At 40.9% G+C, this 17,011-nt stretch carries 8 protein-coding genes and 1 tRNA gene; 7 read left to right on the top strand and 2 right to left on the bottom strand.

What is annotated here, in order from left to right:
• Positions 1 to 158: 158 nt before the first annotated feature.
• The 4 genes from VTHSUH11_RS04865 (at position 159) to VTHSUH11_RS04850 (ending at position 6,466) form a co-directional block, all read left to right on the top strand.
• Entirely contained in the window at positions 159 to 2,291 is a 2,133-nt protein-coding gene (locus VTHSUH11_RS04865) for a heavy metal translocating P-type ATPase (RefSeq protein WP_105092826.1), read from the top strand.
• 363 nt (positions 2,292 to 2,654) lie between these two features.
• On the top strand, positions 2,655 to 3,608 hold the full coding sequence (locus tag VTHSUH11_RS04860; RefSeq protein WP_059364234.1) for a magnesium transporter CorA family protein: 954 nt from the start codon (positions 2,655 to 2,657) through the stop codon (positions 3,606 to 3,608).
• 146 nt (positions 3,609 to 3,754) lie between these two features.
• Positions 3,755 to 3,843, top strand: a tRNA-Ser gene (locus VTHSUH11_RS04855).
• 1,396 nt (positions 3,844 to 5,239) lie between these two features.
• Positions 5,240 to 6,466, top strand: a complete 1,227-nt coding sequence (locus tag VTHSUH11_RS04850) for an MFS transporter (RefSeq protein ID WP_059364232.1) — start codon at positions 5,240 to 5,242, stop codon at positions 6,464 to 6,466.
• A gap of 98 nt (positions 6,467 to 6,564) precedes the next feature.
• Here VTHSUH11_RS04850 and VTHSUH11_RS04845 read toward each other — a convergent pair whose 3' ends face one another.
• On the bottom strand, positions 6,565 to 7,512 hold the full coding sequence (locus tag VTHSUH11_RS04845; RefSeq protein ID WP_105092825.1) for a hypothetical protein: 948 nt from the start codon (positions 7,510 to 7,512) through the stop codon (positions 6,565 to 6,567).
• Between the two features lie 132 nt (positions 7,513 to 7,644).
• Here VTHSUH11_RS04845 and VTHSUH11_RS04840 point away from each other — a divergent pair, with 132 nt between their 5' ends.
• Complete coding sequence (locus VTHSUH11_RS04840) at positions 7,645 to 8,193, top strand: SGNH/GDSL hydrolase family protein (RefSeq protein ID WP_105092824.1); 549 nt, start codon at positions 7,645 to 7,647, stop codon at positions 8,191 to 8,193.
• Between the two features lie 172 nt (positions 8,194 to 8,365).
• Here VTHSUH11_RS04840 and VTHSUH11_RS04835 read toward each other — a convergent pair whose 3' ends face one another.
• Positions 8,366 to 9,364 carry a hypothetical protein gene (locus VTHSUH11_RS04835; RefSeq protein WP_105092823.1) on the bottom strand — a complete coding sequence of 333 codons (999 nt, stop codon included), beginning with the start codon at positions 9,362 to 9,364 and terminating at the stop codon, positions 8,366 to 8,368.
• A gap of 283 nt (positions 9,365 to 9,647) precedes the next feature.
• Here VTHSUH11_RS04835 and VTHSUH11_RS04830 point away from each other — a divergent pair, with 283 nt between their 5' ends.
• Together VTHSUH11_RS04830 and addA are read left to right on the top strand one after the other, a co-directional pair.
• Positions 9,648 to 13,211, top strand: coding sequence for a PD-(D/E)XK nuclease family protein (locus VTHSUH11_RS04830; RefSeq protein ID WP_105092822.1), 3,564 nt, complete (start codon positions 9,648 to 9,650; stop codon positions 13,209 to 13,211).
• A complete protein-coding gene (gene addA / locus VTHSUH11_RS04825; protein WP_105092821.1) occupies positions 13,201 to 16,968 on the top strand; it encodes a helicase-exonuclease AddAB subunit AddA in 3,768 nt (1,255 codons plus the stop codon). The genes VTHSUH11_RS04830 and addA overlap by 11 nt, the downstream gene beginning before the upstream one ends.
• Positions 16,969 to 17,011 lie beyond the last annotated feature (43 nt).

Raw genomic sequence — 17,011 nt, 5'->3', positions numbered from 1 at the left:
TGAACAGGTATTCATATAATAAAAATATCTGATGAAAAATGTTTAGGAACATATATAACAAGATATGAAACAAGATATGTCTAATAAGTATTAGAAAAATATTAACTATTAACTTATAATACAGGATAGAAACTTTCACTATTATCAAAGGAGATATCATGGAAGAAACATTGTTGTTGAAGAATTTGAACTGTCCGAACTGCGCAGCAAAAATTGAAGATCGTATCCGTAAAATGGATGTGGTAGAGACTGCCAATTTTACACTTGCTACACATCAATTAAAATTAACCGGCTCTTGGGAAGACCGTGAAGCTCTTAAACGTGACATTCAAGACATTTGTGATGCCATCGAAGAGGGCGTTACAGTAGCAGATTATGAACGTAAATCTAAAGCGGCTATGGATGATCATGGTCCTGACCAGGATCGTGGTAGTGATGCTGTAACAATTGCAGTTATCGTAGCAGGCTTGTTATTCGTGGCCTACGAAGGGTTGAGTATAGTTGTGCCGTCCATCGGCTTGCCAGAGTCTATCGAAACTCCAATTTACTATATTGCCTATATTCTTCTTGCATTCCCAGTATTGCGTATCGCAGGTCGCAATATCTTAAAAGGCCAAGTGTTCGACGAGAACTTCTTGATGTCTATCGCTACATTGGGCGCTATTGCTATCGATGCATTGCCTGAAGCCGTAGGCGTTATCTTGTTCTACCGTATCGGTGAATTCTTCGAAGAAAAAGCTACAGATCGCAGTCGTACAGAAATTATGAATGCTGTTGATATGCGTCCACAAGAGGTGCGCGTTGTAGACACATGCGGCGGTGGTGAAATCGTAGTTATGGCTCCTGAAAAGGTTGAAGTAGGCTGGACTATCGAAGTTCGTCCTGGCGATTTAATTCCGTTAGACGGCACAGTGCTTGAAGGTGAAACACGCGTTAATACAGCACCTGTAACAGGTGAACCTGTACCTGTTCGCGCCGTACCTGGCACTCAACTTATGTCTGGTTGTATCAACGAATCTGGTCGCATTACAATGCGTGTAGATAAGGTTCTTGAAGAATCTATGGTTACTAAAATCCTTGATGCCGTTGAAAATGCAGCATCTTCTAAACCTAAAATCGACCGTTTCATTACGCGTTTTGCTCGCGTATACACACCAATCGTTGTAGCTCTTGCATTGGCTGTAGCTATCATCCCATCCCTTATTACAGGCGAATGGCATAAATGGATCTACACAGCCTTAACATTCCTCGTTATTTCTTGCCCATGTGCATTGGTGCTTAGCGTGCCACTTGCATTCTTCTCCGGTATCGGCAATGCGTCTAAACACGGTATCTTGCTTAAAGGTGGTCGAGTTATCGAGGCGTTGGCTAATGTGAAAGCAGTAGCTCTTGATAAAACTGGTACTATCACATCTGGTGAGTTCAAAGTTCACAGCGTAGAAACTGTAGGCTCTCATGTAAGTTCCAGTCAATTGTTATCCATGGCGGCAGCTATCGAAGCCGTTTCTACACATCCAATCGCAACAAGCATCGTGTCTGAAGCAAAGGCACAAGGCCTTACAGTGGAACCTTCTGATTTCGTTCAAGAGTTAGCTGGTGAAGGTATGGTGGGTATGACTGATGGTCAACAAGTACTTATTGGTAACCGTCGCCTTATGGAACGCTATAATGTGCAAGGCTATCCAACAGAGGCTGCTGAATATGGCACAGAAGTTCTTGTGGCAGAAGGTAATACATACTTAGGTCGTATCATCATCGCCGATGAAGCTCGCCCAGACTCTGCTGAAGCGATTGCTAATCTTAATGGTCAAGATATTAAAACTGTTATGCTTACAGGTGATGCTGAAGCAAGTGCAAATTACATCGCTAAAGAAACTGGTGTAAGTGCTGTTCGCGCTCAATTGTTGCCACAAGATAAATTGTCCGTAGTACAAGATATTCGCTCTGAATATGGTCCAACTATGTTCGTAGGGGACGGTATCAACGATGCTCCAGTACTTGCAGGTGCTGATGTTGGTGGTGCCATGGGTAGCGGTGCTGATGCGGCTATCGAAGCGGCAGACGTTGTGTTTATGCGTCCGTCCTTGACTGCTATTGCACATATCCTTGACTTGTCCAAAGCGACATTGCGTGTAGCATGGCAAAACGTAGTATTCGCTATTGCTGTAAAAATCCTTATCATGGCGCTTGGCATCATGGGCTATGCATCCATGTGGTGGGCTGTGTTCGGTGATACAGGCGTATCTATCCTTTGTATCTTAAACTCTATCCGTATCTTGCGTCGTCAATAATAAGAAATCACTTTTCATAGAACTAACTCATACACAAACATATATAACGTATATAACGTATATATAACATACATATATAACTCTCTCATACAACTTATACATATAGATACACACTAAAAAGATTCCTCTATTGGCCGATAGCCTCAAATGACTACTACTGGCTGATAGGGGAATCTTTTTGCTTTGCAGTGACTGTTTAGCTATGTAATACATAGGGGGAATCATACATAATGAGAGGCAAATTGAGAGAGTAGTAAGACGATTTTGAAAGTAAAACTTTCACAAGAGAATTGAATAGTACACTCAAATAGTATATAATTTTAAAGATAAGATACAGTTTTTCTGCTCGAAAGGAGGGATAACATGATTACGGTGTACAAGCACATAGAAGAAGAATTAGTAGCCGATTACACGGTATCAGATGCCACAAAAGGTTCATGGGTAAATTTGGTGAACCCAGACCCCGATGAGTTATCCCTTATTAATATTTTGACAGAAATCCCAACAGACGTTTTAAAGACCGCTCTTGATATGGAAGAACGTTCTCACGTGGAGTTAGAGGACAACTATATTTTTGTAGTTATCAACATTCCTGTTGTTCGCGGTAATGATATGTATGATACGGTGCCACTTGGTATCTTCTTGACCCCGGATTTCTTTATTACGGTCTGTCTTGAAGAATCTGAAGTATTATATCCATTTATTTCCAATCAGATTTCTACGTTCTATACATTTAAAAAAACACGGTTCTTGTTTCAAATTTTGTATCGTACAGCAACGATGTTCTTGCGTTACTTGCAACAAATCAATCGCCGTACAGATGATATTGAAATCCAATTGCGTCATACCACAAAGAACAAAGACTTTTTCCAATTGTTGGAATTACAGAAATCCATGACGTACTTTACATCCGCTTTGCGTACTAATGGTACCGTTATGGAAAGACTATTGCGTTTACGTGGGCACAGTTCCTACAAACATCTTCTCAAAATATATGAAGAGGATGAGGATTTACTAGAGGACGTTATCATCGAGAATAAACAGGCCATGGAGATGGTTGAAATGTATTCCAATATCTTGATGAACATGATGAACGCCTTCACATCTATCATTTCTAATAACCTCAACATGGTTATGAAAATGTTGGCAACTCTTACCATTACAATGGCGGTGCCAACTATCATATTCAGCTTGTGGGGGACCAATGTAAACTTGCCGTTTCAAGAGGATCCAAATGGATTTTATAAGGTAGTAGCAATATCCGTAGTCTGCTCCTTAATTGCTATCTTCGGTATGTGGAAAAAAGATCTTTTCTAAAGGATATAATGAAAAGCTAAGATACATGAAAAAGGCTGGCGCAAGGCCAGCCTTTTTGGTCCCTAGAAAGAAGCGTATAATGTTCTAAGCTCATTACATTCAGTTGTTGCACATTATCATAAAAATCTGCTATAATATACCATTATGGAGAGGTGTCCGAGTGGTTTAAGGAGCTGGTCTTGAAAACCAGTGACTCCGCAAGGGGCCGTGGGTTCGAATCCCACCCTCTCCGCCATTCAATTTTATGAATTTCAATGACTATTAAAGAATATGAAAGAGTAAATAAAGCTAGATAAAACCTGCTTTATTGATGTTCCTAGATATTCATGATTAGTCTATAAGTTAAGTATAATTTGCCCCCTTTTTTGCCCCCTAAAATTTATGTGGTAGAATAGAGGGGAAAGCAGTAAATATAATGTTTTCAAAATCATATAATCATCTCTAAAAAGCCCTTTAGGTTATCGCCTAGAGGGTTTTATATATAGCTTTAATCTCGTACTTGTGCTATACTATTCGTATAATATAAATCTTTAGAGACCAGTTGGGCCATTTGTTGCCTGTTGCTCGTTTCTTTTGATATAGTACTATACTTGGTAAGGCAATTGGAGCCCGTTCCTTGTATAGTACTATAGAGAACCCTTTATCTAATCGGTAGAGGGTTCTTATTATATATTAGAGTATGTTAACAAATGTCAATATATGTTTAATAGCTTTGTATGAAATTAGATATAGGTTCAATTATTGACGATGTTTGATATATCTTTTATACTTATAGTATCAAAAGCAGTATTACTAGTCATTTGACCGACCGCTTGGCTATTGCCACTCTGCGTTGGGGGACTAGTAGTACTGCTTTTTTGTATGCTTTATTAATAGATAACCTTAACTTTTCTTAACCACTTAATACGGTATGTTTTGATGTAACAGTAATATAACAGTAATGTAACATTGATGTAACAGGTTTGTAACGCTATTACATTCTATTAATAGATAACCTTAGTTTTTCTTAGTCTTTTTAGGGTATTCGATTTATTAGTTTTTAGGGTATCTGAAATGTTGTGTTTTGTTGAAAGCATCTAATATATAAAAAAGGCAGTATCAGTAGTACCGCCTTTTTCTTTTGCGTTAAGCAATGTTAGTTATTCATTTCCTTAGTTAATTATTATAGTACATATACTTAATTTAATAAAGTACTAGATGCTCACTCATTCTCATTGATAGTCTATGCTTTTCAGTCATAGGAAAATAATTACTTCCGATAACATATCCTTAGTGGAAGTAAAAACGGAAGTTATTATAAGAATGTACAATTTTGACGATGTACAATATACAGTTATTCTTTCTGCTTTTTGTCCTATAACCCAAATATTAGTGTATAGATAATTTAAGTAGGATTATTGCTTGCTGCTGCTGTACATAAAGGTACAGGTGGTCAGTCCAATAATCGTACTTATGATTTTAAGATAAGTGATATAAATTTATTTGTCAAGAAGCGTAGTAAGAGGTAATTCTCCATACTTTATCATATATATTACTCTGTTGTGTGATGATAAATAGAAAGAGTTTGAAAAATTATTTCTATTTATAGTATGATAGCTTTATATGTTATTTTACTATGGAAAGGAGCTCGTATGAGTAGATTTGGTTTCTCACGAACTCAGATTTTAATTCTTGTTAGCGTATGGCTAACGTTTTTGATTAGCTTTGTAATGCGTCTATCTTGGGCGTCTTTGATGCCTATTGTTAATGAAGCATTGAGCTTTACACCTCAAATGGGGACTTCTTATTTATCCGCCTTTTATATGGGCTATGCTATTATGGTGTTACCAGGCGGTATCTTAGCAGATAAAATTGGTTATCGTCATACCATATTAGTAAGCTTGCTTGCTATGGCGGCAATTACGGCGTTGATGAGCACTATCGATAATTATACCTATGGCTGGGTATTACGTTTCTTATTAGGCCTAGTATCTGGACCTGTACAAGCATCTTGCTTGAGTGCTATTGGTGATTACTTTGGTCCTAATCAACGGGGGGCAGCAGTTGGTATTTTCATGTCCTGTACATCTTTAGGTTTGGCTACTGTAAATTTATATGCGCCATATGTAGCAACTACTTATGGTTGGCAAAATGCCTTCCTTTTAACTGCTGTATTGCCAATTCTTGTTTTTATACTCAGCTATTTTACGGTTCGCAAGCCAAGTGCTGATATTTTGGCACAACGTGAAGCCGAGGCGAGTGCAGGTTCTGCCCATGTAGGCGAAGAAACTTCTTTAAAAGAAAACTTACTTCATGTTTTGAAAAATCGCAATATTCGTTGCCTCGCATTTGCTGGGTTCTTTGCGACCGGTGCTACCTGGGCCGTAGCTCAATGGTCAAATCTCTATATGGTTAAACAATTGGGCGTAAATGCTATCTATGCTGGTCACGTTATGTCTATCTTCGGCTTAGCTGCACTTATTGCAAAACCTACAATTGGTATTTTATCCGATATTTTACCGATTAAGAAAAATCATTTAGCGGCTCTTGTTATGTTCCTCTTTGCGCCAGCATTATTGCTGTTTGCGAGCACAACAAATCCGGATATGCTATTTGTTACTGGTCCAATCCTCGGTGTAGGGGCATTTATGCATAGTGCGCTAACAAATGCTCTCGTTGTACAATCTGCAGCACCTCATTTGCGCGGCACTACAGCTGGTTTCGTAAACCTATTTAATCAAATCGGTGTTATGTTGGCGCCTATGGTCTTAGGTAGCATGTTAACTGCCACAGGTAGCTATCAATCTGCGTTAATGACCCTAGGTATCGCTCCAGTCATCGGTGCTACTGCATTGTTCTTTGTGCGCCTTAATAAATAATTTGCCCTAACATTTAATTTTGGGCTTGAGAAAGTCATAAAATAAACCCTCATCCATAATTGTTGTAGATGAGGGTTTGTTTATGTTGAAATTTTGAATTAATGAGGTCCTTGACCTCCGCCGCCACGGCTGCTATTTCCAGAATTGCCGCCGTTACGACCGCCATTATTTGGTGATCCCTTATCGCGACCTGTATTATTTCGACCAGTATCGTTGCGAGCTTTGCCATCTCGAACTTTGTTATCCGCAGGTCCTTTCTGTGAAGGAGGGGCTTGCATTTCAGGACGAGACATATTACGATTTGGATTTTGGGGCTTAGCTTGTTGCATAGCAGCAAAATTAGGGGAGAAACCTCCGCGATTATTAAAGCCCCCAACGCCAGGACCGCCTACATGACCAGGTTGCAAACTTGGTTGTATCTTCGTCGGTGGTGCTGGTGGTGCTGGTATTACTCGGTCCATCGGAGTCGAGATAACCAAATCTGTAGGTGGCATAAGTCCAAATAGAGGCGTATGCACACTGTGATTCACCACCGGAGGGAATACCCTCGGTGGAATATATGGATTATCGTAAGTATACGAAATTTTTTCCATTTCCACAGAGGTATTGTATACAAATTCTCCAATACGTTGGGATGGACTATTTTGTGCAGCTACATGTTGACCGTAATCCTTGGCCAAGCGTTGTTGTGGTAATGTATCAATAGGATAACCATTTTGTGCATAGTATATCGGTTTTGATACCTTCCACGCTGTCATCGTAATTTGTGCATTAGGTTGTTGTTTGTAAAATGTAAAGTTTGTATCAAAGTCTGCGATTACATTATTTCTTGTATATAGACTTAATAGCCTTGCTTGTACAGTCTTATAATTCGCAGCGGTCTGCTTAGTATGAATAGAGCTGAGATCGATATACATACGTTCTGTATCGCTAGAATAAGCAAGTTGGTATTGATTTGGTTTTTGCTCGATTTCATACTGAGATATGGCAAATCCTGATTGCGAGGTACACAATAGGGTTCCCACGAGAGCTAGTAGATATTTCATTGTTATTCCCCCTCTCTATGCGAAAAAAGTGTACCATACTGTACTTAAGATTTCATGAAAATGAGTAACATATTGTACTTTATACATATATATTTTACAATGTAGATGACCGAATGTATAGTGGAGGAATTGATGAATATAATATGTTTTGGTGATAGTATTACTCGTGGATATGATGTGAAATCAGGTCTTGGCTGGGTTGAATTATGTAGTGCCGCCTTACCTACATATCATATAGAAAATCATGGTATAGATGGTTTGTCTGTGCAAGGCTTACTAAACTATATAGAAGCTTGGGGCATAGATAAGGATTATAAAGATAATCGTTATCTATGCATTATGTGTGGAACTAATGATATTTTACAAAATCGCGATAGCGATTATGTATATAATAAACTGATTAAAGTTATAACTATAGCTAGTCAAAAAGGACAGGTCATCATTGGCCTAGAGCCTCAAATTGATAGTGAAATGGATGGGCTTAATCATGTGGTGGTCGATGTGAACAAACGACTGCTTTCATACGCAGCAGAAAACAATATAAAAACAATTGATTTTTACGGAGTGCTCCACGAAGCAGATCAAATAGGACAAATCGTATTCGCTGGTGAGGTACATCCAAATGAACGTGGTTATCGATTAATGGCCTATAAAGCATTAGAAACTTTTACCCGTTTATAATATAAATAGTATAGCAGGCATATATGGGCCTGATAGTGATCCATGTTGCATATTTATAATGACAAAAAGGACTGTAAATAGAAGTCGGTTATACCGCACTTTTTACAGTCCCTTTTCATTATATTTAGATGTTGTTAGAGATAGCTGGTAGTATCTCTACATTAGAGGTCTATTATCTACCTTGTTTTACACTTTTTTCGTTAGCTGCTTTTGCAGAGGCAGCGATGGAATACGCTGTACCTTTTACTAGTTCATAAGATTCGCTACTGTTACCGGAAACGGTAACTGCTGCTACTGTATCTTCAGTAATGGCAAACATAGCTGTTGCATATGGATGTTGAGCACCATTAGGTACTGTTACAGCACCGGATTTTACGACGATGAAACGACCATTGTTGTTATATACATCATAGTTAGCAGCTTGTTTCACACCATCATAGCTTTCATTATAAGCAAATAATGTGGACACTTCACCTACGGATACATGACCAGTTTGTTGCATGGACCGCAATTTAGTTGCTGCTACAGAAGTTGGTTGTGTCATGTTAACAGTGATGCGTAAAGATGTGTTGTTTACGATTGCTTCCGTGATTACATTTGTTGTGAATACGTTGGCAATACCGTTACCAGCGCGGTTGTAAGAACTTGCAGTTTTTACTTGGTAACCATTTGTATAGGCTGGTAAATCAAATGTGTAAGAACGACCGTTTAACAATACATCAAAAGCATTTAATTGATTGCTTCTATATGTGGATACATAACCATTGCCACTTCTGCTGAAAGAAAGTGTTGCTGGTGCATCTACCGGTTGTTGTAACGGTGCATTAGGATTTGGAATTGGATCCATAATTTGCATACCTACAGCCGTTGTTTGTGGTGCCACAAAGATTGGATCGCCCAGTTCTTTAGATACAGGCATTTGTTGGCTCATATCACCAGCGGTGTAAGGTACAACTGGTAATGGAGAGTAGTTAGGACGTGGAGGTGTTGCCACATAACCTGCTTGAGCTACTGGTACAGTATTTGCTGGCATATATTGGTATTGGGACTGTTCTGCTGCAGCACGTTCATAGGCGCGTGCATTAGCATCCATATTTGCTGCAAAAGCTGAGAAAGAGATTGTTGTTGCTGCCAATACGGCAAAAGCCGTAGCAATACGTTTTGTATTCATTGTGATTAACTCCTAAATTGTTATTAATACAAAAAATTATAACCTTAAATAACATTTCATTTTACATTCATTATACACCACGGTGTTAAATGTGTAAATAAAATATAAACAAATTTAATTTTTTTATTTTCGTAAACAGAATAATGTATAAATCAAATTTTGTCAAATATCAATTTAGGTATTTAATGGTGTACAATAGTATATATATTTATATGTCATATAAGTTACTACTGATATCTGTTTTTAGGGATGACGGAATAAATTATTAGTAGTGGGAGGTAGTATGAGTATTACCATGTATTATGGTCGCGCTGGATCTGGTAAGACCCGTGCCGTATATGAACGTATTCGGCAGGTCATAACCGAGTGTCCAGGTGATCCTATTATATTATTGGTTCCAGAGCCAGCAACATATCGGGTGGAGCGGGAATTAGCAGAATTTATGCCCCAAGGTGGCTTTACGACGGTGCGCGTTGTAGGGTTTGGCCGCTTAGCCTATCAGGTGTATCAATCGATAGGCAATGTGAAAGCCCATCAGCAGAGCATATCTCAATTGGGACGCTCTATGCTCTTGAGTCTTGTAATGAAGCGGAAAGGTGCTGAATTAGGCCTATTATCACAAGCTGCCAAACGGCCTGAGTTTTCGTCGGTCTTGCAAGGCTTATTTTCCGAGTTTCGCTCCTTTCGCATAGGGCCTGATGAATTAGAAGCAGGTGCACAGCGCGTATCGAATGGGGTATTGCAGAAAAAATTACGTGAACTAGCATTATGTATGTCAGCCTATGAAGAGGAATTGCAGCTTCATGGCCAAATTGATGGAGATCCTATTATGGATCTCGTTCATGCACTACCACAGTCTCCATTGATGGAAAACTGTCATGTCTTTGTAGACGGATTCCACTGGTTTACACCGGTTCATTTTGAGCTGTTGTACATGCTCTTTGACCTTGCTGTAGAATCGGTAATTACCGTTGATTTACCGGCTGACCCTAAACGGATTTTAGCAAATAAAGGGCATCATGGCATCTTTAATCGCGCTGTTGAAATCTTAGAAAATCTATATAACGAATATGGCTCAAAACTATCCTTTCAGTCCTTTAATGGTCATAGAGGGACGCCTGTATTGCAAGTTTTGGAGGAAAATTTCTTTCACAGTAAACGAAATACAACAGATGAACACGTACCTCTAGTGAGCGCCTATAATCGTGAGCGCGAGGCCGATTGGGTGGCTCGTGATATCCTTGCGTATATTGAAAGTAGTCCTACTGCACGCTATCGGGATGTGTGTATCATGCTCCGTGAATCGGAGACCTATGGGGATACATTAGCGAAGGTATTTACCCGCTATGGGATTCCTCACTTTGGAGACCGTCAACGGCCTATGAATAATCACCCCTTAGGGGAATTGATGACGGATTTGCTCGGTATTGTTAAGCATAGCTACAGTCGTGATATTATGTTCCGTTTATTAAAAACGGATTTAACGCCTTTAACTCGTGAGGCGGTAGATGAACTGGAAAACTATGTGCTAGAATTTGGTATCAATCATTTACAGTGGGAACGAGATACTTGGTCCTATATGCGTCGTGTATTGGGACTTTCAGAAGAGGAACAACCAGACGCACCAAGACATGAGCGGGTAAACGCATCGAGACAGACCATTATGGACATCTTGATACCATGGTTTGATTTTGCAACGTCTTGCGAAGCCCATACGGGGGCCGAGTGGTGTAAGCACATCTATGCGGTTCTCGAAGAATTACAAGTGCCACAGCGTCTCTATGAATGGTCGTTAGCGGCTGAGCGAGACGGTGATTTAGAATCTAAGGCCAGTCATGAGCAAATGTATAATGCGGTCATCGGATTCCTCGATGAAATGATGGTCTTAACCGATATGGAAACATTGACACTGGACGAGATGATAGCCCTCTTAGAAGAGGCCCTTGATAATGTTCACTATTCGATGATTCCACCATCTCTAGATCATGTGGCAATTACAACTATTGAACGGGCATATAGTCAATCATGGCCAAGGGTCTATGTGATGGGCCTTAACCAAGGTGTATTTCCTCAAAATATGGGGGATGAAGGCTTAATCAAGGATAGAGAGCGGGAGGCCCTTGCTGAAGCGGGTATCGTTCTTGCAGAAGGTGCTTTACCGAAGGCGTTCAATGAAAACTTCCTTCTCTATTTAGCCATGACTCGGGCAGAACAGCATTTAACTATATCCTATGCTGGCTCTAATGATGAAGGAGAAGGTCTTGAAAGTTCTCTCGTTATTAAACGGTTACAATCCCTTGGTTTCTGTACGTCGCCTGTAGAGGTTCCTTTCACCATTCAAGATGGTACTGAAGATAATTATTTATGGCGTCCATACCAAAGTTTATCCCTCTTATCTGAGCGTTGGGGCGCTTTGTTTAGTGGCGTACCTGTGTCGCCGTTGTGGTGGGGGCTCTATAATTGGGCTCGCAATGATGCGGCCTACAGACCGCGCTTAGAGGACGTGAGCCGTGGTATTCGCGACAATAATGATGTACCTATTATTGCACCAGAATTAGTGAATGGCCTATTCCTTAAACGGGGTTATATGTCTGGGTCCGTAACGCGCCTTGAAAAATATCGTCAGTGTCCATTTAAATTCTATGCCCAATATGGCTTACAACTGGAACCCCGTAAGGTACGCTCCTTTGGGGCCCCAGAAATTGGTACCTTTTTACATGCCAATTTAGAACGGTTAGGAACACAACTATTGTCTGAGCATAAGCAATGGCGTGATTTAGATGAAACGGCACAGCAGGAATTATGTGCTCGCGTAGCAGCGGATATATTAGAAGAGAATCGCTATGATGAGGATGAGAAAACGGCCTATGATAAGGCTATTGAAGAGCGCGTTGTTAGAACATTGCAGAAAACAGTATCACGCCTTGTAGATTGGTCTAGTCGGTCCTCCTTCGATACGATGTATTTAGAACAAGACTTTGGACGTCCTAATGGCTGGGAATCTATAAAGGTACCTCTTGGTGATGATCGTTATTTGCGACTGGTTGGTCAAATTGATCGTATCGATGAATATAAACGCGATGGTCATACGTACGGCATGGTTATCGACTACAAATCGGGTAGTACATCGGTGAATGCACAGGAAATATACTATGGTCTAAAATTACAATTGATGACCTATCTCTTGGCACTAGAATCGGCTTATGAAAAACATCACGATCAACCGATGACACCAGCTGCCGTTGTATATACATATGTGAAAAATCCACGAACTTCAGCTAGTGAACCTGTGTCCTATGAAGAGGCCAAAGCCTTGGCAGATACAAATGGGGCCCTTAACAATAAAGGATATTTTACAGATGATATCGATATGCTGGAAAAAATGGATGAACAATTGCTCACCTATAAGGGTAAGGGGCCTTATGTACCTGTTCGTATTACTGGTAAAGGGACTATTCATTCAGGAGATATGAAAGTCGTTAAATCCTCCGGTGATTTTGATATCATGTGCCGTTATACCGAATCGATTATGGCGGACACCGGCTCTGCCATCGGCAAAGGTGAATTTCCTATTGCCCCATATCAGTTGAATAAGGCTATTCCTTGTTCCTATTGTGATTACAAGACCGTGTGCCGATTCGATAATGAACGTAATCAGTACAATTATTTAATGTCTCTAAATGAGGCGAATGCCCTAGAGAAAATGCATGAAGCTCTAAATGGCACCTCTGAAAATGTAGCATTCGGTGTTACTTCTGAACATATGGTGTCGAGTGCTGCTAAGTTACTAGGTGAAAGTGTTAATAAGGATAGTTCTATGACAGGAGGTGACGATAATGGGCGTTAAATGGACACCAGAGCAGGAGTCTGCCATCATGTCCCCAAAGGACAGTAATTTAGGGGCCCAAACATTGCTCGTTGCCGCTGCTGCTGGATCTGGTAAAACGGCGGTTCTCGTAGAACGCATCATAACACGCTTGAAAGATATGGATAATCCCTTATCTGTACAAGAATTGATGGTCGTTACCTTCACAAAGGCCGCTGCTGCTGAAATGAGCGCTCGTATTGGCGTTGCTTTGGCGAAGGCCATGGAAGCAACCGATGACAAGGTATTACAAGCGCGCTTAGAGCGACAATTGAATCTATTGCCATCGGCACATATTTCTACACTACATTCCTTTTGCCAGTGGGTAATCCGCTCGTATTTCTATAAACTTGATATTCCGCCTACGGCTCGTATCGGTAATGAAGCGGAAATGACCCTCTTAAAACAAGAGGTGTTGGAAAACCTATTGCAAGAGGCATATGAACATAATGAGTATGGTATTTTTGATTTATCTGACTTCTTTAGCGATGATAAGTCTGATGCGGGTTTGCAAGATAAGGTACTAAGCCTCTATGAATTTGCCATGTCTCAATCGAACCCAGATGGGTGGATGCGTCGCGCCGTGGAGCCTTATAAGGAGGCTCAAAATCAAGATTTACGAGACACCTTATGGGGCAGTGCCATGTGGGATGAGCAACAGGCCGAAATCAATCGTATTGCTGAACGATTAGAGTTGATGGAACCTTTGCTTGAAAGCCCTGTAGGTCCTAAGAAATGGGATAAGGTATACCAAGAGCAATTAGCCGCATTGGCCCAACTAAAAGGGGCGCAGACCTGGTCCGATATGGTCGACGTATGCCGTAACCTAGATACCTTTACCAAGGCTAGTTTCACAAGCCTTGGCAAAGCCTTAGAAAAGGGAGAAGTAGATGGTGCGTTAGCAGATGAATTTAAATCACTTGGTTCCCAAAATAAGGACAGCTTAAAAGGAATGAAAAACGGTCTATTCCATATTGATGAAGCTGTGCTGCAACAGCAATTTGTAGACCAGTATCCGCTCATTCATAATCTGGTAGAGTTAACCATTGCCTTTCATAGGGCTTATAATGAGGCTAAAAAAGAACAAGGCATCATGGACTTTAGCGACTTGGAACACCTCTGTTTGGCACTCCTTGTGGAACCTGGTACCGAAGATGACCCTCAACCATCCGAAGTGGCCCTTGAGTTGCAGGATACTTTCAAAGAAATCATGGTGGACGAATACCAAGATACGAATGGTGTACAAGAAACTATTATTAATCTTATTTCTCATATAGATAACCGATTCTACGTAGGCGATGTGAAGCAAGCCATTTATAGTTTCCGTATGGCGGATAGTTCTCTGTTTATGCATAAGTACAATACGTACGGACTCGAGAATGACGCTGTAGAGCGTCGCATCGATTTGGCAAAGAATTTCCGGTCCCATGAAAATATTTTGACCACTACGAATTTTATTTTTTATCAAATTATGACCCAAGAGGCAGCAGAACTTGATTATGGTGAAAAAGAATCGCTCATACCAGGCCGCATCGTCGAGGATGCACCTACTAATTGGGTGGGAGGTGCCGTAGAATTGCATCTTTTGGATACCAGTGATACGAACAGTTCTGATGAAAGCGATATTGGAGCTAATGTAAACGATACGGAATCTATCGGTGATGAGCCAGAGAATAATGAACGGGAACTAGATTTTATCATTCAGAAAATCAAGGAATTGCACGCATCTAAAAAACAAGTGCAAAATCCAGATGGCTCATTCCGTCAAATTCAATGGCGCGACTTTGCCGTGTTACGTCGGTCCCTTGCAGGATGGGGAACACGAGCTGTAGCTGCCATGCGTCAAGCGGGCATCCCAGCTGTTGTTAATGAGCGCGATGGCTACTTTGAAGCACAAGAGATTCAATTGCTCTTGTCCTTGTTACAGATTATCGATAATCCAGAGCAGGATTTGCCGATGGCTGCCGTATTGCATTCTGGGCTGGTAGGGCTCGATGCCAATGAACTCGGTGCATTGCGACTTACTGGGGAAGGCTCTTTATGGTCCCTTATGCCTATGTATGCCGAACAGGCCCAGGATGAACGGTTAGTACAATTCCTCGGGCATATTGAGCATTGGCGTACATTGTCACGCCGTCATGGCGTAGCTGATTTGTTATGGGATATATACGAAACCTTGGATTACGTGAACTATGTGGGGGCCATGCCGAATGGCCTTGTGCGCCGCGCAAATGTGATGGCCCTCTATGAAAGGGCTAAGGGTTTTGAATCGTCTGGGTTCCGCGGCCTCTTTAGATTCCTTCGTTTTGTTGAAAGCTTACGCGATAGCAATCAGGATATGGCCGTTGCCAATGTGGTTACCGAAGCGGATGATGTGGTGCGTCTCATGACCATCCATAAGAGTAAGGGCCTTGAATTCCCGGTTGTATTTCTTTCAGGGGTACAAAAGAAATTCAATACCATGGACTTTAACTCCCCACTGTTGGTCGATAAAAATGCTGGTATCGGATTGAAGGGCTATTACCCAGATATTCGTGTATCCTATCCATCCATGCCGTGGCTCTATTGTAAATCCATCAAATCGGATGCTATGAAAGCCGAAGAACAGCGTATTCTCTACGTGGCATTGACCCGGGCACGGGATAAGCTATTCCTAACGGGGTATATCAACAAGGAAATTAAAAAGGAAAAGGGGATTGGTGCTCATATAAAAAATGCGGCATTGACCCAGACCCAAGCATTAGGTGTAGATCTAATTAAAGCTGGTAACTCCTATTTACATTGGCTGCTCATAGCCTTCGCTCGTCATTTAGATGGGGGCGGTCCATTACGCAATAGTATCGAGCTAGAAGGAGCTATTAATTTTAATTTACTGGACCGTCAATGTAAGGTGAAGGTAGAAATCCATGATGGTTCTCTGTATGGTGACCTAGACTATAAGGCTGATGTGGATGAAACAACTATCAATACCGTTCGCGCTTTAGGAAAGGTGAATGATGTAGAATTGCCAGAGGAAATTGTACAGCGATTTGCTTTTACCTATCCTAATCTTGTAGCCTCTAAGACAACAGCTAAGATTTCTGTGAGCGAATTGAAACGACGATTTGCCGAACGTGATGCGGAGGCAGTATCGGCTACGGTATTAGATACAAGTATTCCTGCTATTAGTGAAATAGAACTCGCTGATTCCGTATTTGGACGCAAGCCGATGGCCATTGCTGACGCTGAGGAAATTGTAACGGGTGCGCAATGGGGCACATTGATGCATGAAGCGATGCAATGGCTACCTGTTAAAAAGTATACGCAAACATCCATGACAGATATGCTCGATTCATTGCAAGTAGAAGGCAAATTTAGTGATGAAGAACGCAGCCTATTAAGTGATCGTAGCCTATATGGGTTCTTTAACTCTGATCTTGGTAAGCGTCTTATTGCATCAAAACGGGTAGAACGGGAATTGCCGTTTAGCATGCTCTTTGATGGAAATCGCGTGTATCCTGATGTAGAAGAGGGGGAACGATTGTTTTTACAAGGTATTATCGATACTGCCTTTGTTGAAGATGATCAATGGATTCTCGTAGACTATAAGACGGATCGTGTTAAAAGTGGGGATGAACTAGTTCATCGCTATAAAATACAAATGGACCTCTATAAAGAGGCCCTTGAGACCTTAACAGGCATGCCTGTTAAAGCAAGTTATATTTATAGTTTCCGTTTACACGAAGCCGTTTTGTTATAACGCATATAGGAAAAAAGCCATTTAAAATGATAAGAACCCCCTT

The organism is Veillonella tobetsuensis (assembly GCF_002959935.1).
GTDB classification, from domain to species: domain Bacteria; phylum Bacillota; class Negativicutes; order Veillonellales; family Veillonellaceae; genus Veillonella; species Veillonella tobetsuensis.
This window is presented reverse-complemented; position numbering and strand designations above follow the sequence as displayed.

Bases quoted from the DNA above. Each gene is read 5' to 3' on its own strand.
- VTHSUH11_RS04865 (WP_105092826.1), top strand. From the start codon at position 159: ATGGAAGAAACATTGTTGTTGAAGAATTTGAACTGTCCGAACTGCGCA.
- VTHSUH11_RS04860 (WP_059364234.1), top strand. From the start codon at position 2,655: ATGATTACGGTGTACAAGCACATAGAAGAAGAATTAGTAGCCGATTAC.
- VTHSUH11_RS04850 (WP_059364232.1), top strand. From the start codon at position 5,240: ATGAGTAGATTTGGTTTCTCACGAACTCAGATTTTAATTCTTGTTAGC.
- VTHSUH11_RS04845 (WP_105092825.1), bottom strand. From the start codon at position 7,512: ATGAAATATCTACTAGCTCTCGTGGGAACCCTATTGTGTACCTCGCAA.
- VTHSUH11_RS04840 (WP_105092824.1), top strand. From the start codon at position 7,645: ATGAATATAATATGTTTTGGTGATAGTATTACTCGTGGATATGATGTG.
- VTHSUH11_RS04835 (WP_105092823.1), bottom strand. From the start codon at position 9,364: ATGAATACAAAACGTATTGCTACGGCTTTTGCCGTATTGGCAGCAACA.
- VTHSUH11_RS04830 (WP_105092822.1), top strand. From the start codon at position 9,648: ATGAGTATTACCATGTATTATGGTCGCGCTGGATCTGGTAAGACCCGT.
- addA (WP_105092821.1), top strand. From the start codon at position 13,201: ATGGGCGTTAAATGGACACCAGAGCAGGAGTCTGCCATCATGTCCCCA.